This is a genomic window from Nonomuraea sp. NPDC048901 (genome assembly GCF_040649695.1).
Lineage (GTDB): Bacteria > Actinomycetota > Actinomycetes > Streptosporangiales > Streptosporangiaceae > Nonomuraea.
This window is the reverse complement of sequence record NZ_JBEZFW010000001.1, coordinates 192,645-215,180: the sequence shown is the minus strand read 5'-3', so window position 1 is coordinate 215,180 and position 22,536 is coordinate 192,645. Positions and strand designations below refer to the sequence as shown.

Annotated in this window: 19 protein-coding genes; 9 read left to right on the top strand and 10 right to left on the bottom strand. The window is 72.5% G+C overall.

Translation table 11 applies throughout. The features are described from left to right. Nucleotides 1–129 precede the first annotated feature (129 nt). Nucleotides 130–648, bottom strand: a complete 519-nt coding sequence (locus AB0C30_RS01075) for a universal stress protein (protein WP_357938247.1) — start codon at nt 646–648, stop codon at nt 130–132. A 113-nt stretch (nt 649–761) separates the two neighbouring features. Here AB0C30_RS01075 and AB0C30_RS01070 point away from each other — a divergent pair, with 113 nt between their 5' ends. The 3 genes from AB0C30_RS01070 (at nt 762) to AB0C30_RS01060 (ending at nt 6,940) form a co-directional block, all read left to right on the top strand. Further along, nucleotides 762–4,055: a BTAD domain-containing putative transcriptional regulator gene (locus AB0C30_RS01070; RefSeq protein ID WP_357938245.1), complete on the top strand. Its 3,294-nt coding sequence runs from the start codon at nt 762–764 to the stop codon at nt 4,053–4,055. 83 nt (nt 4,056–4,138) lie between these two features. Then, nucleotides 4,139–4,300: a hypothetical protein gene (locus tag AB0C30_RS01065; protein WP_357938243.1), complete on the top strand. Its 162-nt coding sequence runs from the start codon at nt 4,139–4,141 to the stop codon at nt 4,298–4,300. Between the two features lie 48 nt (nt 4,301–4,348). Beyond that, a complete protein-coding gene (locus AB0C30_RS01060) occupies nt 4,349–6,940 on the top strand; it encodes a LuxR C-terminal-related transcriptional regulator (RefSeq protein ID WP_357938241.1) in 2,592 nt (863 codons plus the stop codon). Between the two features lie 41 nt (nt 6,941–6,981). Here the strand turns inward: AB0C30_RS01060 and AB0C30_RS01055 are convergent, their stop codons facing one another. The 3 genes from AB0C30_RS01055 to AB0C30_RS01045 all read right to left on the bottom strand — a co-directional run bounded on the left by AB0C30_RS01055 (nt 6,982) and on the right by AB0C30_RS01045 (nt 8,796). Further along, complete coding sequence (locus AB0C30_RS01055) at nt 6,982–7,710, bottom strand: hypothetical protein (protein WP_357938239.1); 729 nt, start codon at nt 7,708–7,710, stop codon at nt 6,982–6,984. Between the two features lie 118 nt (nt 7,711–7,828). Further along, complete coding sequence (locus AB0C30_RS01050; protein ID WP_357938237.1) at nt 7,829–8,203, bottom strand: VOC family protein; 375 nt, start codon at nt 8,201–8,203, stop codon at nt 7,829–7,831. Next, on the bottom strand, nt 8,200–8,796 hold the full coding sequence (locus AB0C30_RS01045; protein ID WP_357938235.1) for a TetR/AcrR family transcriptional regulator: 597 nt from the start codon (nt 8,794–8,796) through the stop codon (nt 8,200–8,202). Before AB0C30_RS01045 ends, AB0C30_RS01050 begins: the two co-directional genes overlap by 4 nt. Before the next feature lie 107 nt (nt 8,797–8,903). Here AB0C30_RS01045 and AB0C30_RS01040 point away from each other — a divergent pair, with 107 nt between their 5' ends. The 3 genes from AB0C30_RS01040 to AB0C30_RS01030 all read left to right on the top strand — a co-directional run bounded on the left by AB0C30_RS01040 (nt 8,904) and on the right by AB0C30_RS01030 (nt 11,132). After that, nucleotides 8,904–9,446 (top strand): MFS transporter, encoded by a 543-nt coding sequence (locus tag AB0C30_RS01040; protein WP_357938233.1) that lies wholly within the window; start codon nt 8,904–8,906, stop codon nt 9,444–9,446. 73 nt (nt 9,447–9,519) lie between these two features. After that, nucleotides 9,520–10,032: a copper chaperone PCu(A)C gene (locus AB0C30_RS01035; protein WP_357938231.1), complete on the top strand. Its 513-nt coding sequence runs from the start codon at nt 9,520–9,522 to the stop codon at nt 10,030–10,032. Then, complete coding sequence (locus AB0C30_RS01030) at nt 10,029–11,132, top strand: Dyp-type peroxidase (RefSeq protein ID WP_357938229.1); 1,104 nt, start codon at nt 10,029–10,031, stop codon at nt 11,130–11,132. Before AB0C30_RS01035 ends, AB0C30_RS01030 begins: the two co-directional genes overlap by 4 nt. Here AB0C30_RS01030 and AB0C30_RS01025 read toward each other — a convergent pair. Beyond that, complete coding sequence (locus AB0C30_RS01025) at nt 11,125–11,604, bottom strand: MSMEG_6728 family protein (protein WP_357938227.1); 480 nt, start codon at nt 11,602–11,604, stop codon at nt 11,125–11,127. The two genes, AB0C30_RS01030 and AB0C30_RS01025, sit on opposite strands and share 8 nt — an antisense overlap. A gap of 69 nt (nt 11,605–11,673) precedes the next feature. Here AB0C30_RS01025 and AB0C30_RS01020 point away from each other — a divergent pair, with 69 nt between their 5' ends. The 3 genes from AB0C30_RS01020 (at nt 11,674) to AB0C30_RS01010 (ending at nt 15,133) form a co-directional block, all read left to right on the top strand. Beyond that, a complete protein-coding gene (locus AB0C30_RS01020; protein WP_357938225.1) occupies nt 11,674–11,961 on the top strand; it encodes a hypothetical protein in 288 nt (95 codons plus the stop codon). A 116-nt stretch (nt 11,962–12,077) separates the two neighbouring features. Further along, on the top strand, nt 12,078–14,360 hold the full coding sequence (locus AB0C30_RS01015; RefSeq protein WP_357938223.1) for a xanthine dehydrogenase family protein molybdopterin-binding subunit: 2,283 nt from the start codon (nt 12,078–12,080) through the stop codon (nt 14,358–14,360). After that, nucleotides 14,357–15,133, top strand: a complete 777-nt coding sequence (locus tag AB0C30_RS01010) for an SGNH/GDSL hydrolase family protein (protein WP_357938221.1) — start codon at nt 14,357–14,359, stop codon at nt 15,131–15,133. The genes AB0C30_RS01015 and AB0C30_RS01010 overlap by 4 nt, the downstream gene beginning before the upstream one ends. A 93-nt stretch (nt 15,134–15,226) precedes the next feature. On the opposite strand, the gene AB0C30_RS01005 is transcribed toward AB0C30_RS01010, so the two are convergent. From AB0C30_RS01005 to AB0C30_RS00985, 5 genes are read right to left on the bottom strand one after another with little or no spacing between them, the layout of a single operon-like run. Then, on the bottom strand, nt 15,227–18,013 hold the full coding sequence (locus AB0C30_RS01005; RefSeq protein ID WP_357938219.1) for a DUF5682 family protein: 2,787 nt from the start codon (nt 18,011–18,013) through the stop codon (nt 15,227–15,229). Further along, nucleotides 18,010–19,122 (bottom strand): AAA family ATPase, encoded by a 1,113-nt coding sequence (locus AB0C30_RS01000; protein WP_357938217.1) that lies wholly within the window; start codon nt 19,120–19,122, stop codon nt 18,010–18,012. The genes AB0C30_RS01005 and AB0C30_RS01000 overlap by 4 nt, the downstream gene beginning before the upstream one ends. 11 nt (nt 19,123–19,133) lie before the next feature. Then, nucleotides 19,134–20,501 (bottom strand): VWA domain-containing protein, encoded by a 1,368-nt coding sequence (locus AB0C30_RS00995; protein WP_357938215.1) that lies wholly within the window; start codon nt 20,499–20,501, stop codon nt 19,134–19,136. After that, nucleotides 20,498–21,892, bottom strand: coding sequence for a hypothetical protein (locus tag AB0C30_RS00990; protein ID WP_357938213.1), 1,395 nt, complete (start codon nt 21,890–21,892; stop codon nt 20,498–20,500). The genes AB0C30_RS00995 and AB0C30_RS00990 overlap by 4 nt, the downstream gene beginning before the upstream one ends. Then, nucleotides 21,892–22,383, bottom strand: a complete 492-nt coding sequence (locus AB0C30_RS00985) for a hypothetical protein (RefSeq protein WP_357938211.1) — start codon at nt 22,381–22,383, stop codon at nt 21,892–21,894. The genes AB0C30_RS00990 and AB0C30_RS00985 overlap by 1 nt, the downstream gene beginning before the upstream one ends. Nucleotides 22,384–22,536 lie beyond the last annotated feature (153 nt).

Genomic DNA, 22,536 nt, shown 5'->3' with positions numbered 1-22,536 from the left:
GGGAGATACCCCCTTCGGGGACTCGGGGGACTCGGGGGACCCGGGGACTCGGGAGGTCCGAGGACCCGGGAGTCGAGGATCCGGGAGGTCCGGGGGTCGGGGGAGAGGAAGAACGGACACCCGACCCCGCTAGATGTGCTTACGGCTCCAGAACCGTCGCGTGCGCTCCCCCGGCAGGTGCGGCTCGTCCGGCGGTGTCGGCTGCCGGACGATCACGACCGTCGTCTTGGCGTGCCGAGCGCAGTACATGCTCGTCGAAGGCAGGAACAACCGGCTGAGCATCCCCCGCTTGCCCCGCCCCAGCACCAGCAGATCGCCCTCACGGGCCAGGTCGACGAGGTGATAGCCGGGATCACCGACCCGGCCGACCACCGCCGTGGTGAGGTCGGCGGGCAGCCCACCGGCCACGTCGTCGAACACGCCCGCGATCACCTCGTTGCACCGCGCCTCCTCCCCCGCCTTCATGGCGTGCTGCACGGGCAGCGCCTCGGGGAAGGGGTGTACCGGGGCCCGGCTGACGTGGACGGCGATCAGCGCCATCCGATGCAGCCGCGCGGCCCCGATGGCCCACGCCAGTGCCCAGCGCGAGGCCGGGGACTCGTCCACCCCCACGATCAGCCTCGCTCCGCCGGGCAGGTCCTGATCCACCGCGACCCTCCTCGAAGAGGTACTCGACCATAGTGCGCCTCCGGGCCGGTTACCGGGAGGTGGCACTTTGCGAACTCTGGAGTCGTTCGCGATCCCCGGCGTAACATGCGTGGGTGGAACGTGGGTGGGTGCAACCCCGTCCCGCCCTCGACCGGCGGCTCGACGGGGCGCTGACGCACAGGCTCACCACTTTGGTGGCCACCACGGGCTACGGCAAGTCGATCGCGCTGACGAGTTGGAGTGAGGCGGTCGGCGCGGTGCTCCACCGGCTGGGGCCGGCCGATCGCGACCTCACCACGCTGGCCGGCGCGCTGGTCTCGGCCCTGGCGGAGGTGGTTCCGGACCTGCCCGCCGAGCTCGCCGCCGCCGCCGAGTCCCCGCTCGGGCCGGACGCCGACGAGCTGTCCAGGGCGGCGGCGCTGGCGGGCGCGCTGGCCGAGGCGCTGGCGGGGCGACTGCGACGGGGACTCGCCTTAGTATTCGACGGCATCGAGACGATCATCGGCGCGGCCGGCTCCGTACGCTATGTCGAGACCCTGGTCCGGGCGGCCCCCCGCCACCTGCACGTGGTCACCGCATCACGGGCGCCGCTGCCGTTCCCCACCGCGCGCCTTCGCCAGGATCATGAGGTGCTCGACCTCGACGCGACCGACCTCGCGCTCACGATCGGCGAGACCACGGCCTGGGCGCGCGAGCGGCTGGGCGAGCCGGGGGCGGCGATCGCCGCCACGCTGCACGACGCCTGCGGCGGCTGGCCCGCCGCCGTGCGGGCCGCGCTCGACGCGCTCGCCCGCACCGATCCGGCCGCCTGGCCGGGTACGGCCGCGGGCCTGGCCGCCACCTCCGCCACGCTGGAGCGGCTCACGCTGTCGGCGTTCAATGACCTGCCCGCGGCGATGCGCGAGCTACTGCGGGCGGCGACCGTGCTGCCCGTGCTCACCGACGACCTCGCCGCCGCGCTCGGCGCCCCGCCCGACACGCTGGCCTCGCTGACCAGCCGGGGCCTGTTCCTGGAGGCCGGCCACGACGGGCACCGGGCGGCCTCGACGGGCACTCAGCGCACAGCCGACGGACACGGGCCGGGCGCCCACCCGACGGCCGACGGACACAGGCTGCCCAGCGGATACCGGCTGACCGCGACCAGCGCCCACGTGCTGGCCGCGCACGCGCCGCTCGACCGGCACGAGGCCCACGACACGGCCGCCGTCGCCGCCCGCTGGTACGTCGAGCACGACCAGCCGGAGCTTGCCCTGCGCGCCGCGGTCGCCACCCGGCACAGCACGCTCGTCACCTCGCTGCTCGGCACGCACGGCCTGCGCCTGGCCGAGCGCGGCGACGACGTGGTGGCGGCGCTCGCCCTGCTGCCCGAGCCGATCAGGCAGGCGCCGGCGATGCAGCGGCTGGCGGGCATCGCGGAGCAGAACCGCGGCGACTGGACCCGGGCGCGCGACCTGCTCGCCCGCGCGGCGGCGACCTCGGTGTTCGACGCGTTCCTGGCCCGGCGGCTCGGCCTCATCGACCATCTGCGTGGCGATCTAGACTCGGCCATCGCCATCTACACCAAGGGCTTCGAGTACGGGCTGCCGCCGGCCGACGCGGCGATGTGCGCGGCCTCCACCGCGTCGGTGCTCTGGCTGAAGGGCGACCGGGCGGGCTGCGCCGAGCTCGCGGACCGGGCGCTGGAGCTGGCCAGCGCGCTGGGCGATCCCGGCGCCCTGGCCGCGGCCAACACCGTGCAGGCCATGCTCGCCTCGCTCGACGGCGACCGGCGGGCCAACGACGCCTATTACCTGCGCGCGCTGGAGTACGCCGAGCGGGCCGGGGACGTCGTCCAGCTCATCCGTATCCGGGCCAATCGCGCCTCCTGTCACCTCGATGAGGCCGCCTACACCAGGGCGCTGGCGGAGGTCGAGATCGCGGCCAGGCTGTCGGATCTGGTGTCGTTCGCCCCGTACGCCGCACTCAACATCGCCAACCGGGCCAAGGCGCTGATCGGGCTCGGCCGGCTGGAGGAGGCGGCGATCGACGCCGCGGACGCGGCGGCCAGGTGGGAGGCGATGGGGTCGCGGTTCGTCGGCTATGGGCTGATCCGGCTGGCCGACATCCAGGTGCTGCGCGGCGACCGCAGGTCGGCGATGGCCATCTACCGGCGGATCATCGCGGACGCCGGCGCGTCCGGCGAGGTTCAGGAGCTGTCCAACGCCCTGAACAAGCTGGCCGTCCTGCTCACGGAGGACGATCCCGACGAGGCGGCCCGCGTGGCCGCGCGGGCGCTGAAGCACGCGGAGGGCATCGCCGGGGTGGACGCCAGGCTGGTCGCGGCCCGCGTCGCGCTGGCGGCCGGGAGATATGACGAGGCCAGGGCGCTGCTGTCCGAGGCCGAGTCCGCCGCCGTGCGCCGCAGGGACCACGCGGCGCGGGCGGCGATGGTGGAGCTGCGCGCCGAGCTCGACGGCGACTCCCGGCTGGCCGACGAGGCCGTGCGTCAGTGGTCGGCGCTCGGCGATCCGATCGGCCGGGCCAGGGCCGAGCTGGTCAGGGCCGCGCTGGGCGACGCGGTGCCCGGCAGGGAGATCGCGCATCAGGTCAGGAGCCGCATGCACGCGATCGGCTGCCGGGCGCTCGATGCCAGGATCGACGCGCTGGTCGGCCGGTTCACGCCGGTGGCGGAGGCGCGTGTGCGGGTCGAGACCATGGGAACGTTCCGAGTCCTGCGCGGCGCGGTGCCCGTCGCGCGTACGGCCTGGCAGTCGCGCAAGGCCCGCGACCTGCTGAAGATCCTGGTCAGCCGCCGGGGCGCGGCGATCGGCAGGGAACGGCTGGTGGAGATCCTCTGGCCGGAGCAGCAGGGCGACGCGGTCGGGCTGAAGCGGCTGAACGTGATGGTGTCCACGCTGCGGGCGGTGCTCGATCCGGATCATGTACGTCCGGCGGACGAGTTCGTCGTCTCCGACGAGGGCGCGCTGCGGCTCGATCTGGCGAACGTGGACGTCGATGTTGAGGACTTCCTCGATCTGGTGGGCTCGGCCGGGCAACTCGATCAGGCGGGGCGGGCGGCGGAGGCGCTGGCGCGGTGGGCGGAGGCCGAGGCGTCCTACGGGGGCGACTTCTGCGAGGAGGACCCGTACGCCGACTGGGCCGTGGGGCTGCGGGAGGAGGCGCGGCTGGCGTACGTGCGGGCGGCCGCCAGGCTCGCGACGGCGCGGGCGGGCGAGGGGCGGCACGACGAGGCGGCTCGCTACTGGCTGCGCCTGCTCGAACGCGATCGATACGACGAGCGCGCCCACCTCGGGCTGGTGCGGGTGCTGGACTCGGCGGGCCGACGCGGCGACGCGCGGCGGCGCTACGCCCTGTACGCCGAGCGGATGCGCGAGCTGGAGGTCGAACCCGCGCCCTACCCCACCTGAAAAGCCCGCCTCGACCCCATCTGAGCAGCCCCTCTCCGGCCCACCTGAACCTGGCCTGAACCGGTCGGGGAGATGGTGCCGACATGAGGACGGTCATCGTACGGCTGGTCGAGCCTGAGCAGTCCGGCGGCCAGCTCCGCGGGCTGCTCGAAGAAGTCGGTGGCGAACCGGTGCCGTTCAGCGGGAGCGAGGCGATCGTCGACCTGCTGCTCTCCGCCGCCGGGTTGAGCCGAGATCAGCCTTGAACCTCCCGCGAACCTCGCTCACCATCATCGAGGGTGAGAGGAGGCACGATGAGCGAGCAGCTGGGGAGCACATGGCCGTTCGTCGGGCGAGGGGGCCAGCTGGCGACCGTACGGGAGGCACTGCGGTCGCGGGCGGGCGTGATGATCGCCGGAGACGCGGGGGTGGGCAAGAGCAGGCTGGCGGCGCAGGCGCTGTCCGGCCTGGAGGGGTACGGGGTGGTTCGGGCGCTGGGTACGGAGACGGCGGCGGCGATCCCGTTCGGCGCGTTCGCCCACGCGCTGACCGAACCGCCCAGCAGCGGGGAGAACCTGCTGCGCTGGGCCGCACGGCACCTGGGCATCAGCGCGGGACGGGACGAACTGCTGGTGAGCGTGGACGACGCGCACCGGCTCGACGCGGCCTCGGCCGCGCTGGTGCACCACCTGGCGGAGAGCGGCGCCGCGAGGTTACTGGTCACGGTGCGCAGCGGTGAGCCGCTGCCCGCGCCGGTCGCCGCGCTGTGGAAGGACGAGCTGCTGCGCCGGGTCGAGCTGCCGCCCCTGACCGTGGCCGAGGTCGGAAAGGTGCTGGAAGGGGCGCTCGGCGGAGAGGTGGCCGGACAGACCGTCAGGCACCTGGCCAGGGTCAGCGAGGGGAACGTGCTCTACCTGCGCGAGGTTGTGCACGCCGGCCGTACCTCGGGATGTCTGACCGAGACCGACGGGCAGTGGCGCTGGCAGGGCGAGCTGTCGATGACCACCCGGCTGCGCGAGCTGGTCGACGCCAGGATCGGGCACCTCGACCAGGAGGAGCGGGAGGTGCTGGAGCTGGTGGCGTTCGGCGAGCCGCTCGGCACCGATCTGCTGGTCTCGCTCACCTCGCCGATCGCGGTGGAGCGAGTCGAGGACCGCGGGCTGATCGTGGCCGTGCGCGACGTGCAGCGAGAGCACGTGCGGCTCGGCCACCCCCTCTATGGCGAGGTGGTACGCGGCGCCTGCGGCACGCTGCGGACGCGGCGGCGGCTGCGGATGCTCGCCGAGGCGCTGGAGGCGAGCGGGCTGCGGCGGCGCGAGGACGTGCTGCGCGCGGCCGTGTGGCGGCTCGACAGCGGCTCGACCACCGATCCGGACATGCTGCTCGTCGCTGCTCGGCTGGCCTGGGCCAGGCAGGATCCCCGTCTGGCCGCGCGGCTGGCCAGGGCGGCGATGGACGCGGGCCCGAGCGTGGCCGCGGTCGCGCTGCTCGGCGAGTCGCTCATGGTGCTCGGCGATGCCGACACCGCGCTGACGGCGCTGCGGCAGACGGCACCGGCGGTGGTCACCGAGAGCGAGCGCGCGCAGCACGCCATCAGCCTGGGACTCAACCACGCCTGGGCGGGCTCGCTCACCGAGGCGTGCCGGGTGCTCGGCGAGGCGGCGCGTACGCTCACCGACCCGGCCTGGCAGCAGGAGGCGCACATCTACCTCGGCGTGGCCGAGTTCTGGGCGGGCCGCACCACCCGAGCCGTCGAGTCGCTCGAACGGGCCCGCGCGTGCACGCCGATCACCGTGCGCGGCGCGGCGCACCTGGCCGCGCTCGACTCGTGGACCAGCGCCTACTCGGGACGGACCGAGCACACCATCGCGGTCGTCGAGCAGGCCCTGGCCGGGGTGGACGACTGGGGGGACGAGACGCCGCACGCGCTGCCGACGATGCTCGACGCGCGCTGCGCGGCCGAGACGTTCGCCGGGCGGCTGGACGCGGCGGAACGCACCGCCGATTACGGCATGGAGCTGGCCGCCGCCGAGCTGTCGGTCTCCGGGTTCGGGGCGTTCCGCGCGCTGGTCAGCAGGCTGCGGGGCGACGCCGAGGGCGCCGTGCGCTGGAGCCGCGACGACGCCGCCGGGCTGTACGACCGCTCGCCGTACCGAGGACGGTGCCTGGCCGAACAGGCGCACGCTTTGGCACTGCTGGGCAGGACGGCGGAGGCGCGCGACCTGCAGGCCGAGGCCGAGGAGCTGGCCTCCCGATGGGCGTTCACCCGCTACCCGACGCTGCAGGCCGCGGTGTGGGTGGCGGCGGCCGGCGGAGACCTGGACGAGGCGGTACGGCTATGCCTGTCGGCGGCCGACGCCGCGGAGAAGCACGAGCAGTCCGGGCACCTGATGTTCGCGCTGCACGATCTGGTGCGGCTGGGGGTTCCCGCGCTGGCCGCCGACCGCCTGTCCGCGCTGGCCGAACGGGTGGACGGGCACCTCGCCGGGCTCCTGGCCCGGCACGCGCGGGCCACCGGCGACCCCGACGAGCTGCGTGCGGTGGCGGCCGGGTTCGAGCGGCTCGGGATGATTCTGTACGCCGCCGAGGCCACCGCCCAGGAGTCCGCCGCCTACCGGGCGATGGGCAGGGGCGCTCTGGCCAAGGGGGCGCAGACCAGGGCGTGGTCGCTGGCCAGGCGCTGCCCGGGGGTGTCGACGCCCGCGCTGGTCGAGCTGGCCACGCCCGAGCTGACGCCGCGCCAGCGGGAGATCGTCCAGCTCGCGGCGGCCGGCCTGACGAACCGGCAGATCGCCGCCCGGCTCACGGTCTCCACCCGGACGGCCGCGAACCACCTGCAGGCCGTGTACGAGAAGCTCGGCGTCAACGACCGTGCGGAGGTGGGCCGGTTACTCGCCTCCCTCTGAACGGGGGTTGCCCGTCTCGCTCTGAGCGAGCCCGGGCCTGGCTAGACCAGTGCCAGCAGGCCGTCGTGGAACAGCGCGCGTTCGTGCTCGGTGATCGCGCCGTACGGCTCGGCGGCCCGCCGGTTGGTCTCATGCTCGATCCGGTCGCGCAGCGGCCCCGGCCCGAGCACGACGATCTCGCCGGCGGTGAGGCCGGCGGCCCGCCAGGCGGCGGCATGCGAGTCGGCGCGGTGGTAGCGCAGCGCGGCGAGCCGGTTGAACAGCAGCACACCCGCCGGTGTGCCCACCGGTTCGTACGGCGGCGCCATCGCGGCGAAGGCGCCCAGATCCGTCGTGGCGCCCTGCGCGTCACCGGGATCCGCTCCGGCCGCGCCGATCACCCGTCCGGCCAGCTCGGCGAGCGTTTTGAGGTCGCGGCCCGCCCAGATCCGCTCGGTGGTGGCGGCGTGCACGGCGTAGAGGCTGTCGATGAACGCCAGCGCCTTGGCCGTCGCCCGCAGCGCGCCGTCGCCGTCCTCCTCCAGCATGCCCAGGTCCAGGTGGTCCTGGATCTCGGCGTCGAGCTCGGCCGCGTCGCCGTACCGGTAGATCGTGGCGAGCGAGCGGCGGCTCAGCGGGCGGAGGGGGAGCGTGAAGCGCAGGTCGATCAGGAAGCCGGGCAGCAGTCCCGCGTCCTGCGCGCGAGCCGAGGCATGCACGTTCACGTGGACCGCGCCGATGACGGGACCCATGGTCGCCGCATAATCCGCCAGGTCATGTAATTTCGGCATTGAGCGCCATTATGCCGGTGGAGAAGCGGTCGTGTCGGCCGATGGCGCGCGGCCGGTGGCTCCGCGTCGGTCGGCGGCGCACGCCGCCGGTTGCTTCGCGTTGATCGGCGAGGCGTGCTCACGCAGGTGACATGATCTCGTAGAGGTTGCGGACCGCGTCGGTGAAGAACAGCCCGCGCGGGCAGAGCGGGTGGTCGATCCGTCCGTTGTCGGGGGTCGCGGGGTGGTTCCCGTACGGCACGCCGCGCTCCTGGATGCGGGCCAGGATCGCGTCGAACGTGGCCGGATCAACGTCGAACCCGAAGTGATGCCCCTCAGGATTCTCGACAATCATGTAGTCGAGCGTGAGCCGCTCATCGACCCGCACAGGGGCGAAGTGCCCGCGGGCCCCCATAGGCGGCAGGCGCTCGAGCCCCATGATGTCGGCGAAGAAGTCGGCCTCCCGGTTGTTGTCGGCCGCGGGGACGATCGTGTGGTTGAGGGACACGCTCACGCTGACTCCTCCTCCTTGAGGGCTCCGTGCAGGAACACCTCGACGAGCTGGCTCGTGGGCAGGATGGTCGACCGGGTGAACAGCAGGCTCAGGAAGATCTTGCCCACCTGAGCGACGGGCAGCCGCAGCGCCGCCTCGTCCGGTTCGAACAGGTCGGCGACCGCGTCCCCGATCAGCTCCATGGACGCCTCGCGGCTGCCCGGCTGCGGGCGGGCGCCTCGCTCACCGCCCCGGTGGCCGCTGGAATGCAGGGCTCCGGCCACGGTGCCCATGCGCGCCAGGTAGGCGCGGAGCGCGTCGGCCGCCTCGGCGAGCCGGTCGGCCAGCGGCTGGTCGAGCGAGATGGAGGCGAGCTCCGTGACCACGTGGTCGGGCCGCATCGCCTCGACCATGCAGGCGTCGAGCAACTCGTCCTTGTCGGCGAACACACGGAAGACGGTGGCCTCACCGATGCCCGCCGCTCTGGCGATCTTGCTGGTGGTGACGGCGGTGCCGTACTCGGCCACCAGGGGGAGGGCGGCGGCGATGATCATCGCGCGGCGCTCCTCCGGGCTCATTCCCGGCGCCCTGCGCCGGACTGGTTTCTCGCTCATGCGGACCACGGTACGGAGTGAGTATTCACTCCGTCAAGAGCGGAGTGAGTATTCACTCCGATGCTTGATCACGGGGCGACCAACGGCCATGGCATGATGACGGCACTGTGACCGCCGGTCTGCCCTTCCGCCTCGCCCGCACCTCGGCCTTCGCCGCGGTGTGCCTCGGGCTGGGCGTCGCGGCGCACGCGTTCGGCGGTGGCACGGTCGGAGCACCGGCCATGGGCATCGCGCTGGGGCTGTCGTTCGCGGCGGCCTTCCCGCTGTCGGGGCGCGAGCGGACCATGGGCGCGATCCTGCCGCTGCTCGGCGGTCTCCAGGTGGTCATGCACCTGCTGTTCTCGCTGGCCCACGCCGCCTCGCCGATCGCGGCGACGGGTCACGCGCACTCGGGCCTGGTGCCGGGTCTCGGCATGCTGGTCGCGCACGGCTGGGCGATCGGGTTGACCGCCCTGTGGCTGGCGCGCGGCGAGGCCCTGCTCTGGGGGCTGCTGCGCCGTCTGGCCATACGGCTGCTGGTCGTGCTGCTGCCCGTCATCCGGGCGCCGTTCCCGGCTCCGTGTACGGCGGAGCCACCGGTCTTCCGCTCGGCCGTGCTGCGGCACGTGGTCTCTGGGCGAGGTCCGCCGATGGTCGTCGAAACCAGCTGACCTCCGTTTTGACGACCACGCCCGGCAGGGCGCGCTTCGGCGTGCCGTACCGGGTGAAGAAAGGCCTTTCCCCATGTTCTCTCGCCATGCCCTGCTGCTCGCCGCCGCCGCCATCGCACTCGCGGGCTGCGGCTCCACGCAGGTCGCCGCCGCACCGGCCGAGCAGTTCCCCGCCGTCGCCGCCCCGGCCCTCACCATCACCGACCCCTGGGTGAAGACTGCCAAGAAGGGGATGAGCGCCGCCTTCGGCACCCTGGTCAACAACACCGGCGCCGAGGTGACGATCGTCTCCGGCGCCTCGCCGCTGTCCCCGAAGATCGAGCTGCACGAGGTCGTGGAGTCCGGCGGCAAGATGATCATGCGGCCCAAGGAGGGCGGCTTCGTCATCCCCGCGCACGGCACGCACGAGCTGCGGCCCGGCGGCGACCACATCATGCTGATGGGCGTCGCGCAGGAGGTGCTGCCGGGCGCCCGGATCCCGTTCACGCTCACCGTCAAGGGCGGCAAGCCGCTGGAGTTCACCGCGATCGGCAAGGACTTCGCCGGTGGCAAGGAGGACTACCAGCCCGGTATGGGCCACAAGTGATCAGCCGCCGGGGTCTCATCGCCGGAGGCGCTCTGACGGCCGTCGGTGCCCTCACCACACCCCCCGCGCAGGCCACCGTCGCCGTCGAGCCCTTCCACGGCGCCCACCAGGCCGGGATAGCGACGCCTCCGCAGGCGCACGCCGTCTTCGTCGGCCTCGACCTGTCGCCGGACAGCGACAAGGAGGCCGTCGTACGGCTCCTCCAGTTGCTGACCGACGACGCGCGCCGCCTCACCCAGGGGCGGCCCGCGCTGGCCGACACCGAGCCCGAGCTGGCCGCGACGGCCGCCCGGCTGACGATCACGTTCGGCTTCGGTCCGGGGCTGTTCGCGGCGGTGAAGGCGGAGTCGCCGGTGGCTCCGCTGCCGTCGTTCACGATCGACAAGCTGGACAAGCGGTGGAGCGGCGGCGACCTGCTGGTGCAGATCTGCGCGGACGACGGGGTCACCGTCGCCCACGCGCTGCGGATGATCGTCAAGGACGCCCGCGCGTTCGCCAAGGTCCGCTGGATCCAGCGCGGCTTCCAGAGCGCGACACGGCGCAACCTGATGGGCCAGGTCGACGGTACGATCCAGCCCGCCGACCTGGACCGGGCCGTGTGGATCTCCCAAGGACCCGCGTGGCTGCGCGGCGGCACCACGCTGGTGCTGCGGCGCATCCGCATGAGCCTGGAGTCATGGGACGCGGCCGACCGGGTGGCCAGGGAGTTCACGATCGGCCGCCGCCTCGACACGGGCGCCCCGCTGACCGGCCGGGCGGAACGCGACGAGGCGGACTACAGCCAGGTGAACAAGCTCGGCTTCCCGATCATCTCCGAGTACGCCCACATCAGGCGGGCCCACGTCACGGACCCGGGGCTGCGCATCCTGCGCCGTCCCTACAACTACGACGAAGGGCTCACTCCGGACGGCAAATCGGACTCCGGGCTGCTGTTCGCCTCCTACCAGGCGGACATCGACCGGCAGTTCATTCCCATTCAGCGCAACCTGGCCAAGGGCGACCTGCTGAACGAGTGGATCACACCCGTCGGCTCGGCCGTCTTCGCCATCCCACCGGGCTGCGCCCCCGAGGGCTGGATCGGGGACAGCCTGCTCAAGTGAGGCACGAGGGCGGGCGGCCCGAGGCGGGCCAGACGTAGTCCAGGTCGTCGGGCTCGTCGCCGAACAGCGGCCGGTAGAAGCCGGGCGCCTTGCGCAGCAGGGCGGAGCGGTGGCTGAGATGGAAACCGGCGTCGCCCAGCCACGGCGGCAGCTCGCCGTCCGCCTCCAGGCACACCTGGGAGCGGACGGCGGTGCTGCCACAGCGCTCGGCCAACTCCCTGGCCAGGGTGCCGGCACAGGTGTCGGCACGGCCGGTGGCGCACCACCGGCCGCACACGTCGAGCCCGTACCGCACCAGGGCCTCCTCGTATCCCGCCCACATGCGCACCGCCGGGTGGTGCCGCCAGCCGTAGCCGGGGATCGTGAGGGCGCGCAGGATCTGCAGGGCCTCGACCCGCTGCTTACCCAGCCGCAGCGGGTCGAGGACCGCCGCGGTGCGCGCGAAGTCGGGATAAGGCAGGAACGTCTGCACAGCTCCCCCGTGGTCGCCTCATGCCCACCGGCTACCCATGGCGGCTCACGATCAACCTAGAGTGGAGCCGTGCTTCCCGACCTGATCAAGCAGCTCACCGAGTCGGACCTGCCGCGCCACCACTGGCGCGGCGACGACGAGCGCGGCGGCCTATGGCTGTTCGAGACCGTCGAGGGCGAAGGCGAGCACTGGGCGGTCAGACAGATCGAGATCGGACCCGACCGCGCCGCGCACCGCTACTGGTGGCGCCATCTGCAGGACGAGCACGGCTTCCTCACCGAGCAGGCCGTGGAGATCTGGGAGCTGACCGAGATCACCGGAGCCGCCTTCGAGGCCGTGTGGGAGGCGGCCGGGTAACACCCGTGCCGGGAGGCAGTCGGATGACACAAGAGGCAGCCAGGTGACACAAGAGGTAGCCGAGTGACACCCGTGTGTTGATGGACCGGCCGTCCGCCCACGCTCACAATCGGGCTATGGCTGAAGGTTATGTGGGTGCCAGGACGCCCCGTCGCGAGGATGCCCGGCTGCTGACCGGGCGCGCCCGCTACGTCGCGAACGTACGGCTGCCCGGCATGGCGTACGCGGTGGTCGTCCGCAGCCCCATCGCCCACGGACGGCTGGTGAGCTGGGACGCCAAGGAGGCGTGGACGGTCGACGGGATGCTCGACGTCATCACGCCGGGCGACGCCGCCGCGGTCCGCCTGCCCTGCGTCACCCTGAGCCCCGGCCAGCCCGTCACCTCCTACCTGGCGCTCGACGAGGCGATCCGCTACGTGGGCCAACCGCTCGCCGTGGTGATCGCGCGGACGCCTGAGGCCGCCAGGGACGCGGCCGACCTGCTCGACCTCGGATACGAGGCGCTGCCCCCGGTGATCGGGATCGAGCGGGCGCTGGCCGATGACGCCCCGCTGCTGTACCCGGTCTGGGGCGGCAACGTGCTGACCGACTTCACGCTCGGCGACCAGGACTGCGACGCGGTCATCGCCGGGGCCGCGCACGTGGTGGAGATGACGTTCACGTTCGGCCGGGCCACGCCGTACCCGCTGGAGCCGCGCGGCATCGTCGCCGACTTCGCCGACGGCGAGCTGACCGTGCGGACCTCGACGCAGGCCCCGCACCACGTACGCGAGCAGGCCGCGGACGCGCTCGGGCTCACGCACGACCGGGTACGCGTGGTGACCGGCGACGCGGGCGGCGGTTTCGGGGGAAAGGAGCACCTGTATCCGGACGAGGTGCTCATCTGCCTGGCCGCCATGCGCCTGGGCCGCCCGGTGAGCTGGACGGAGTCGCCCACCGACCGCCTCGCCGCGACCCTGCCCTCGCGGGCCGCCCTACACCGGGCCCGTCTGGCGCTCGACGCGGACGGGCGCTTCGTCGCGCTGCACGCCGACGTCGTCGGCGACCTCGGCGGCCACCCGTCGAACGTCGGCATCTCGCCGTTCGCGGTGACCGCCACGCTGCTGCCCGGCCCCTACCGCTTCGACCGGGCGGGGGTACGGCTGCGCGCCGTCGTCACGACGACCACCCCGACCGGCTCCTACCGCGGCTTCGGCCAGCCGGAGGCCACCTGGACCAGGGAGCGGCTGATCGACGAGGCGGCCAGACGGCTCGGCGCCGACCCGGTGGAGCTGCGGCTGCGTAACATGCTCGGCCCCGACGAGCTCCCCTGTACGTCCCGGACCGGGCAGGCGTACGACTCCGGCGACTATCCCCGCGCCCTGCGTACCCTGCGCGACCTGGTCACTCCCCCGGCCCGTGACGACGGGCGCAGGCGCGGCGTCGGCTACTCCTGCCACGTGGAGGGCACCGGGCTCGGCTCGTCGATGGGCATGAAGGCCATGGGCATGCTGGCCGGGGGCTTCGAGACCGCGATCCTGCGCATGGAGCAGGACGCCTCGGTCGTCGTCTCGTCGGGTGTGTCGGGGGTCGGGCAGGGCATCGAGACGGCGCTGTCCCAGATCGCGGCGGACCGGGTGGGGGTGCCGCTCGACCGGGTACGCGTGGTGCTGGGCGACACCTCGGCCACGCCGTACTCCTCGATCGGGTCGATCGCCAGCCGCTCGCTCGCGGTGGGCGGCGGCGCGCTGGCCCTGGCCGGGGACCGGCTGCGGGAGAAGATTGTGGCCATCGCCGCCCATCGGCTGGAGGCTGCGCCGGCCGACCTGGAGATCGTCGACTCCGTCGTACGCGTCAAGGGAGATCCGCAGGCGTCGCTGACGCTGCGGGAGATCGCCACGTCGGCGTGGCGGGGCTGGGACCTGCCCGAGGGGGCCACACCCGGACTGGAGGAGCGGGTCTCCTACGATCCGGCCGACATGACGTACGCCTACGGGGCGCACGCGGCGGCGGTCGCGGTCGACCCGGAGACGGGAGCGGTCGAGGTCGAGGGCTACTGGGCCGTCAACGACTCCGGCGTGCTGGTCAACCCGGCGATCGTGGAGGGCCAGGTTCTCGGCGGGATCGCGCAGGGGATCGGCATGGCGCTGACAGAGGAGATCGTCTACACCGAGGAGGGGCAGCCGGTCGCCGAGTACCTGCTGCCGACCACCCGGGAGATCCCCGACATCCGGCTCGCGACGCTGGAGGTGCCCTCGCCGCGCACGCCGGGCGGCATGAAGGGCGCCGGGGAGTCGGGGACGATCGGCCCGCCGGCGGCCATCGGCAACGCGGTCGCCGCCGCGCTACCGGAGATCGCCGACCGCGTCACCGGAACGCCGTTGACCCCGGCCGTGTTGTGGGCTCTACTCTCTGGATGACCTACGCCCGATATGTCGCCCTCGGTGACAGCCAGACGGAGGGCCTCGGCGACGGCGACGACGTTCGGGGCCATCGCGGCTGGGCCGACCGGCTCGCCGAGCAGCTGGCCGTCGCGAACCCCGACGTCCAGTACGCCAATCTGGGCGTCCGCGGGCGCCTGGCCGGGCAGATCCGCGACGAGCAGCTCGGCCCGGCGCTGCGCCTGCGGCCCGACCTGGCCACCGTGATGGCCGGGATGAACGACCTCGTCCGGCCCGGCTTCGACGCCGTCGCGGTCGCCTCGGCATTGGAAGACATGTTCGCGCAGCTCACAGCGTCCGGCGCGTGCGTGGTGACCGTGACCTTCCCCGACATCGGCAAGATCGCTCCGCTGGCCCGGCGGCTGGTCCCCCGCGTGCTCGACATCAATGACCGGATCAAGGCCGCCGCGGCCCGCCACGGTGTCATCGTCGTCGACACCTTCCCGCACTCCTTCACCACCGACGCCAGGATGTGGAGCAGCGACCGGCTGCACGCCAGCCCGCTGGGCCACGCCAGGATCGCCGCCGCCATCGCCCATGCCATCGGGCTGCCCGGCAGCGACGACACTTGGTCGGTCCCGCTCACCCCGCTTCCCCCGGCCGCGCGCTGGCGGGTGGCCGGGGCCGAGGTGCGCTGGGTCGCGAGCTTCGCGGGGCCCTGGATCTACCGGCGTCTGCGCGGCCGGTCCTCGGGAGACGGCCGCGTCGCCAAGCGTCCCGAGCTCGGCCCGGTGCCGCCACCTCCCATGTGACCCGCCGCGACCGGGGCGCCTGGGAGCAGGGCGGGGCCGCCGAACCCTGCAGACCGGCGCCTACTGGTGAATCGGTAGGCGCCGGTCCTCGGTTCACACGCTGACGAGCACCGCCGCCACGGCGTCGGCGGTCTCGGGGTGACGGGCCAGCAGCGCGCCCGCCTCGCCGCTGGACGAGCCGCCGGACGGGCCGTCGGCGGCCTGCTGCCAGCCGCCCTCGCAGCCGAGCAGCGCGGCCACGGCGTCGATCGCGGCCGGATGTCCCGCCAGCAGGTCGGTCACTGGGCCCGCCTGCGCGGGCGCCGCCGCACCTACTGCCTTCTTCGGGGGCTTCGCCGACCAGGGCGGTGTCCACTGGTCGAGCGCGGTCAGGCCGCCGGGGAACGTACGGCCCGCCTCGCGCACCAGTATGGGCACCAGCTCACCGGCCTGCTCGCGCAGAGTGGTGATCAGGCCGGGCAGCCACGGCAGCAGGATGGAGTCGGGCAACCGGCCGAAGGCCTTCGACATCAGCTCGACCACGAACGACGCCAGCGCGGGAGCCGGCTCCATCGCCTGCGCGAACCCGCTCATGTACTCCGGGAAGGCCGGGATCACGAGCGGGTTGGCGAGCAGCTCGTCACAGCGGGCCCGCAGCTCGGCCAGCGGCAACGTGCCGAGCAGGTACTGGGCCGACCACAGGAGGGCCACCTTGGCGGGCGCCTCCGGGTGCGACTGCCGCACCGCGATCTCCAGTTGGGCCCGCTCGCAGCCCAGCGCCAGCGCCAGGCTCTCCATCGTGAACAGGAACCCGAGCATGGCCGACACCTGCCGGACACCGGTGTACTCGTCCACGAAGGCGGTCGGCAGCAGCGTGCAGTAATGCGCGAACCCCGCCGTGACGAACGCCTCGCACCAGGCCGGCAGCTCCGGCTCGGTCGCGCGGTAGTGGGCCAGCAGCCGTCTGATCCGGCGCAGCACCTCCGGCGCGTCGTCGACGGACCGCTCGGCGGCCAGCAGCTCCACGGCCCGCGCCCCGAGCTCGTCGGTGAACCGCCGGCTGCGCAGGTAGAGGATCGAGTCCTCGACGGCCGCGAGCGCCACGGCCGCGGTCGCCTTGGGATCCCACACCTTGCGCCGTAGCCGCTGCTCCAGCACCTGCTCGACGGTGATGCCCTCGTAGCCCAGCTCGATGATCGAGCGCTGGTGCTTGCCGATCGTCAGGTCCCAGCTCTCCTGGATCGCCCGCTCGCCCAGTCGCCGCGCGCCCATGATGGGCCGTACGGCGTCGTCGGGCAGCAGGTGACGCAGGATCCACAGCAGGTCGGAGCAGGGCACCAGGTGCGGGTCCGCCTTGAGGTCCATGAGCGCCCGCTGTACCGTGCGCTTGCTCAGGTCCAGTCCGAGTGGCCGCAGCCGGTCGAACACGTCCTGGGCCAGCGGCGGCATGGCGTGGTAGCCCACCTGGCCGATCCGGTCGCCGCCGAGCAGGATCTCGCACAGGCGGCGCACGTCCCGGCGTCCCGGCACCGTGTCCTTCTCGATGCACGTGACGGCGGCGTCCTGGAAGTCGTACGGCGTGGGACGTCCCCGGCCACGCAGCCCGGCGAGCAGGATCGACGTCTCGAACACGGCGATGGCGTCGGCAGTGCTGGACTGGTAGCCGTTGCGCCGGGCCAGCCGGACTATGTCGACGGACCAGCCGAGCAGCTCGGCCTCGTCCAGGCCGTCCAGGACCGGCGGCTTGGCCAGGAAGCCGGACAACCGGTCGGTGACCTGCTGCGGCGGCGCGGGCGCCACCGGCTTCCGTGGCTTCTTGGCCGGCTTCTTCTGGCCCGCCAGCTGGTACGGCTTGACGCCGTCGCGCCGCAGCGCCTTCTCCCAGGTGGCCGCGGCGATCGAGACCGAGCCGGAGGCCAGGCCGAACTGGGCCTCGATGGCGGAGTGGCTCGACGGGATGAGCCCGTACAGCCATTGGGTGGCCGTACGCGGGGTGATCTCGAAGGGCGCGTCCGATGCCAGCCCGAACTGCTCCACCCGGCTGGCCGCGTGGAAGGCACCGCAGACGTACAGGCACTCGGCCGGGTCGGCGCCCGTCGCGGCGAGGTGCTCGCGCATCCGCGTCCACATGTAGCGCTCGCGGTCCTCGTCGCGGTCCGTCCGCCGGTCGCCCTCGGGGCGCAGGCGGCGGAACAGGCTGCCGATCAGGACCATGACCTGCCGGTACGACTCGTAGTCCGCGCCGGTCAGCGGCTGCTCGACGTACTGGTCCCACCACTCCGACCAGTGCCGGACCTTGCCGTGGTGCAGCAGGTGCTCTTCCAGCTCGGCGAAGCGCGGCCGCAGGTCGCCGATCTCGACGCCCACGGCGTCGCCGTGCAGGCCCGCGTCGTCGTCCCCGCCCTGCTTGGGCTCGGCCGGGTCGGCCGGGTCGCGGGGCAGCCACTGGAAGACGTGGTCCGTCGAGCGGTCCACCAGCACCAGCTCGACGTCCGGCGTGTTGAGCGCGTACGAGATGGCCTGGTACTCGGCCGACACCTCCGTGATGGGCGCCACCACGCTGAGCGGCTCCCAGCTGGCCGGGAAGCCGTCGACGTCGGAGGCGAACGCCTGCAGCGCCACCGGCAGGCGGCAGTTGCGCAGCTCATCGAGCAGCGGCCGCAGGTCCTCGCACAGCTCCAGGTAGATGACCTTGGGCTGCTTCTCGCGCAGGCGCCGCACCATGGCCAGCGCCGAGGCCGGCGAGTGGTGGCACACCGGGAAGATCTCGAGCTGCTCGCTCAGTGCCCGGTCGACGTCGTCGACCAGGCCCGACAGGATCCCGGCCAGGGTGTCCGGCTCGCCGGCGAACGCGGCGGCGGCGTCCAGCAGCTGCTCGCGGAGTGCGCCGAACGGGCTCATGAGAGCGTCTTGATGGCCTGGCGGCCACCTTCGAGGAAGTCCGTCCACGGCCCGCCGTCCTTCTTGCTGCGGGGTTCGACGATGCCGTGCCAGTACTTGTTCAGGATGGCCAGGTCCTCCGGCTGGCGGCGGGCCAGCGAGCCCACCAGCGAGCCGCCGAGCGTCTCCGCCCGCAACTGGCGATCACCGAAGAACTGGCTGTGCAGGATGGCGTCCTCGAGCACGCCGATCTGCTCGGCCGTGGACAGGGCCGACTCGAGCTTGTCGTCGTCGCTCTTGGCCGAGGCCGCCGCGTTCCGCAGGTCGGCGAAGCTCTGCAGCAGGATGTCGAGCAGTGTGGGCGGCACGTCCAGCTCGATGCGGTGCCGGCGCAGCAGCTCCGTGGTACGGAATCGGACGATCTCCGCCTCGCTGGTCTTGCTGGTCACCACGGGGATGCGGACGAAGTTGAACCGCCGCTTCAGCGCCGACGACAGGTCGTTGACGCCCCGGTCCCGGCTGTTGGCCGTGGCGATGATCGAGAATCCGGGCTGGGCGAAGACGATGTTGTCGTCGTCGAGCTCGGGGATGGAGACGTACTTCTCGGACAGGATGGAGATCAGGGCGTCCTGGACGTCGCTGGTCGACCTGGTCAGCTCCTCGAAGCGGCCGATCACGCCCCGCTCCATCGCCGTCATGATGGGCGAGGGGATCATCGACTGGCGGGACTGCCCCTTGGCGATCACCATGGAGACGTTCCAGGAGTACTTGATGTGGTCTTCCGTGGTGCCGGCAGTGCCCTGGACGACCAGGGTGGAGTTGCGGCTGATCGCCGCCGCGAGCAGCTCGGCGAGCCAGCTCTTGCCGGTGCCCGGGTCGCCGATGAGCAGCAGGCCGCGGTCGGAGGCCAGCGTCACGATGCTGCGCTCGACGAAGCTGCGGTCACCGAACCACTTCTGCGGGATCTCGCGGTCGAGGCCGTCCGAGCGCTCGGAGCCGAGCACGAACAGGCGGACCATCCGGGGGCTGAGCCGCCACGAGAACGGCTTGGGGCCGTCGTCGACGGACTCCAGCCAGTCGAGCTCTTCGGCGTACTTGACCTCGGCGGGGGCACGCAGTATCTCGGTCATTCGCGGGTCTCCTAGGTGAGGAAGTTCTTGAGCTCGAGCACGAGTTTGCGGATGTGGCCGGAGATCACGGGGGTGCCCAGGTCTTTCAGCTTTTCGCGGAACCACTGGTCCACGCTGGCGTACCCCGAGCTGTTCACGGAGCCGACCGGGATGAACTTGACCCCCGAACGATGCAGGGACGTGAAGTCGTCGATCAGCGACCGGTTGTCGTAGAAGTCGGAGATCCAGACCATCACGGTGTTGCGCGGGTCGACGATCTTCGGCCGGGCCAGGGCCATCGCGACCGTACCGTCCGTGCCGCCGCCGAGCGTCGTGCGCAGCAGCACCTCGAACGGGTCCTTCACCCACGGCGTCAGGTCGAGCGCGCGGGTGTCGTAGGCGACCAGGTGCACGTCCACCTTGGGCAGCCCGGCGAAGATCGACGCCAGGATGGTGCAATTGACCATCGAGTCGACCATCGACCCCGACTGGTCCACCACCACGATCAGCCGGGCCGGAGTCGTCCGCCTGGCCGTGTGCCGGTAGAAGAGCCGGTCCACGTACAGCCGCTCGTCCTCCGGGCTCCAGTTGGTGAGGTTCTTCCAGATCGTCCGCTCGATGTCGAGGTTGCGGAACACCCGCTTCGGCGGCACCGACTTGTCGATCTTGCCGACGCTGGTCTTCTCGACCTGCGTACGGAGCACCTCGGCGACCTCGTCGACGAACCTGCGGATCAGCGCCTTGGCGTTGGCCAGGGCGACTCCGGAGAGGTTGTCCTTGTCGCGGAGCAGCTGCTCGATGAGCGACATGCTGGGATTGAGCTGGGCGGCCAGGGAGGAGTTGGACAGCACCTCGCGCAGGCGCATGCGGCGGACCAGGTCGCCTTCCAGGTTGGCCAGGGCCTTGTTCAGCTCGGCGTCGTCCATTCCGCGACCGCCGCCGCCAGTGCCGAGCCCCCGTCCTTGGCCGGATCCTTCGCCTTCCCTTTCTCCTTCGCCTTGAGCGTTGCGGCTGCCGCCGCCTCCCCCGAGTGCTTGCTTGAACCACCCGGCGTCCTTCTGCCAGGCGGCGAGCTGGGAGGCCGAGACGTCGCCCGTCCCGGTGGCGAAGACGTTGAGCAGGAGCTTGGAGATCAGCGCGGCCCTGCGCACCTGCTCACCGGAGTCCTCGGCGTCCTCGGCGTGGTCGAGCAGGCCGTCGAACTCGGCGGCCAGGTCGGGGAAGCGCTGCACGAGGTTGTCCACCGACACCGACGGGTCGAGCAGGGCGACCGGCAGGCCGAGGTCGTCCACGACGGCCACGCTGGCCGACTCCAGGGTCGCCTGCTCCTCGGTGTTGAACACCTGGGCCAGCAGGCGCCAGTAGAGCACCTGCCGCCTGTTCTCGTTGTTGGCAGTCATTTGCGCAGCAGCCGTCCCGCCCGCTCGCGCAGCACGGCCACCGCGTCGCCGTTCCTGGCCTCGGCCTTGGCGATCTTGGGGTCCGTCGCGCCCTGCGCCCAGTCACCGTTGTGCGCGGTGACCGGCAGCTTCTTGACCGTCCCCTGGACGGCGAGCGGCTGGAGCAGCCACCGGCCGGCGTCCCAGCGGAGCAGCCCGATGCACGACTCGGAGCCGCGCACGATCGCGGGCGTGAGCGGGCCGCACGACGGCAGCCGATCGATGTCCACCGTGATCGTCTTGCCGCCGAGGTCGAACACCATCGGATCGCCCTTGCGCACGGAGTAGCCCTCGACCAGCACCGGCTCGGCGATTCGCACCGGGTGGCGCTCCAGCGGCGGCGTGGCGGGGGCGAGCGCGCTCCCCAGCTGGACCCGCGCCGTGGTGAACGGGTCCGCGGGCTTCCCCACCGTGGCCCGGTCGTCGTGCCACACCAGGTCGCCGCCGCCGAGCAGCGGCATGTCCTTGACGTCCAGGCTGCGATGCTCCGCCAGCGCGTTGAGCAACATCGGGGCCCCGGTCAACAGCCGCCACACGGCCGGGCCGACGATCGTGTCCACCTTCGTGGCGGCGACGCTCGTACGCACCAGACGGCACTGACCGCCGTCAGCGGGCTCCAGGATCGCGTGGACCTGCGCCTGCACGGCGGTGGCGTGCTCGTGCACGTCCACACCGAGCACCAGCAGCCGCCCGGACACCGGCTCGCCGGAGCCCGCGGGCAGACCGCCCGCCTGCGTGAGCATCAGCGCCCGCGCCCACAGGTCGGCCCAGCGCCGGGCGGGCACGACCTCCATCGTCGCGACCGGGCACGACGCGCGCAGCTCCCCCGCCAGGCCGTCGATCAGCACCGCCAGCCGGCGCAGCCGCGGCTCGGCCAGCAGCGCCTCCATCGTCTGGCTCACGGCCGAGACAAGGTCGTGGTCGACGCCTCGCCAGCCGGTGATGGCCAGCTCGTTGAGCCAGGACCGGCACCCGCCGAGCAGGTTGTCGGTCGTACCGGCCGCCGGCGGCTCCGCCCAGGAGTCCCGCTCCCGGCCCAGCGCCGCGTCGAGGCGGCCCAGCAGGGCGTCGTGCACCGCGCCCAGCAGCGCGGTACGCCCACCGGCCAGCGCCGTGACGTTCTCCTCCGAGACCGAGCCCGCGGCGACCTTGGCCGCCGCCTCGCCCACCCGGTCACCCAGCGGCGTGGCCGCCACCGCGCCGGCCAGGTCGGTGAGCGCCGAGGCGCGCTCCTCGCCGAGCCGGGCCAAGCCGTTCGTCAGGGCCTCGTCGAAGCCCGTCACCAGGTCGAGCGCCTCGCCGACACCCGGAAGGGGCTGGTCGGCCAACTCCGCCAGCTGCACGCTCAGCATCAGCCCACCGCCCCGGTGGACGGGAACCAGTGCAGCTCGGCGATGGGCTCGGTGGTCATGGGCAACTCCAGGTAAGCCAGGTGGCGCAGGAACCGGCTGAACACCTCGGCCCCCTGCGTACGCTCGACACCACCGTTCAGGTGGTAGGACAGCCTCTCCCCCTCGGCGAGCTCCACCCGCAGGTAGCCGGCGACCCGGTCCTGGCCGTACTGCAGCACCGCCTCATCGACCAGTGATCGCAGGTGCTTGCACATGTCGCCGTACAAGCCGCCACACGGCCGGTTGTTGTTGGTGCTGCAGTTGTAGGTATGGGTCCCGGCGGTGACCGACGAGACGTACACCCGGCTGATGTCCGAGCCGCTCGACACGACTCCCTGCAACCGCCCGTCGGCCATCTCGACGAAGGGCACCTTTGCCAGCTTGCGCGGTCTGACGGGAGAGACCACCCGTGCCACGCTGTGTTGCTCCCACGCGGTTCTGTCCGCGGTCACGCCTTTCGACCTCCAGCCCAGCGGCTCGCGGACGCCTGCCGGTGCGGCGGCACCTGTGCGAACGGCCGATCAGTGATCGCGTAATTTACCCCATTCGCGGGGAAGCGCGGGCGCGTTTCGATCACCTCCGAGAGCACGCCCGACCTTGGCTTC

What these genes read in the sequence shown, in the direction of transcription:
- AB0C30_RS01005 (WP_357938219.1), bottom strand. Translation starts at nt 18,013, where the DNA reads ATGAGCCCGTTCGGCGCACTCCGCGAGCAGCTGCTGGACGCCGCCGCC.
- AB0C30_RS01015 (WP_357938223.1), top strand. Translation starts at nt 12,078, where the DNA reads ATGGCTGAAGGTTATGTGGGTGCCAGGACGCCCCGTCGCGAGGATGCC.
- AB0C30_RS01065 (WP_357938243.1), top strand. Translation starts at nt 4,139, where the DNA reads ATGAGGACGGTCATCGTACGGCTGGTCGAGCCTGAGCAGTCCGGCGGC.
- AB0C30_RS01055 (WP_357938239.1), bottom strand. Translation starts at nt 7,710, where the DNA reads ATGCCGAAATTACATGACCTGGCGGATTATGCGGCGACCATGGGTCCC.
- AB0C30_RS01010 (WP_357938221.1), top strand. Translation starts at nt 14,357, where the DNA reads ATGACCTACGCCCGATATGTCGCCCTCGGTGACAGCCAGACGGAGGGC.
- AB0C30_RS01045 (WP_357938235.1), bottom strand. Translation starts at nt 8,796, where the DNA reads ATGAGCGAGAAACCAGTCCGGCGCAGGGCGCCGGGAATGAGCCCGGAG.
- AB0C30_RS01035 (WP_357938231.1), top strand. Translation starts at nt 9,520, where the DNA reads ATGTTCTCTCGCCATGCCCTGCTGCTCGCCGCCGCCGCCATCGCACTC.
- AB0C30_RS00995 (WP_357938215.1), bottom strand. Translation starts at nt 20,501, where the DNA reads ATGACTGCCAACAACGAGAACAGGCGGCAGGTGCTCTACTGGCGCCTG.
- AB0C30_RS01000 (WP_357938217.1), bottom strand. Translation starts at nt 19,122, where the DNA reads ATGACCGAGATACTGCGTGCCCCCGCCGAGGTCAAGTACGCCGAAGAG.
- AB0C30_RS00990 (WP_357938213.1), bottom strand. Translation starts at nt 21,892, where the DNA reads ATGCTGAGCGTGCAGCTGGCGGAGTTGGCCGACCAGCCCCTTCCGGGT.
- AB0C30_RS01060 (WP_357938241.1), top strand. Translation starts at nt 4,349, where the DNA reads ATGAGCGAGCAGCTGGGGAGCACATGGCCGTTCGTCGGGCGAGGGGGC.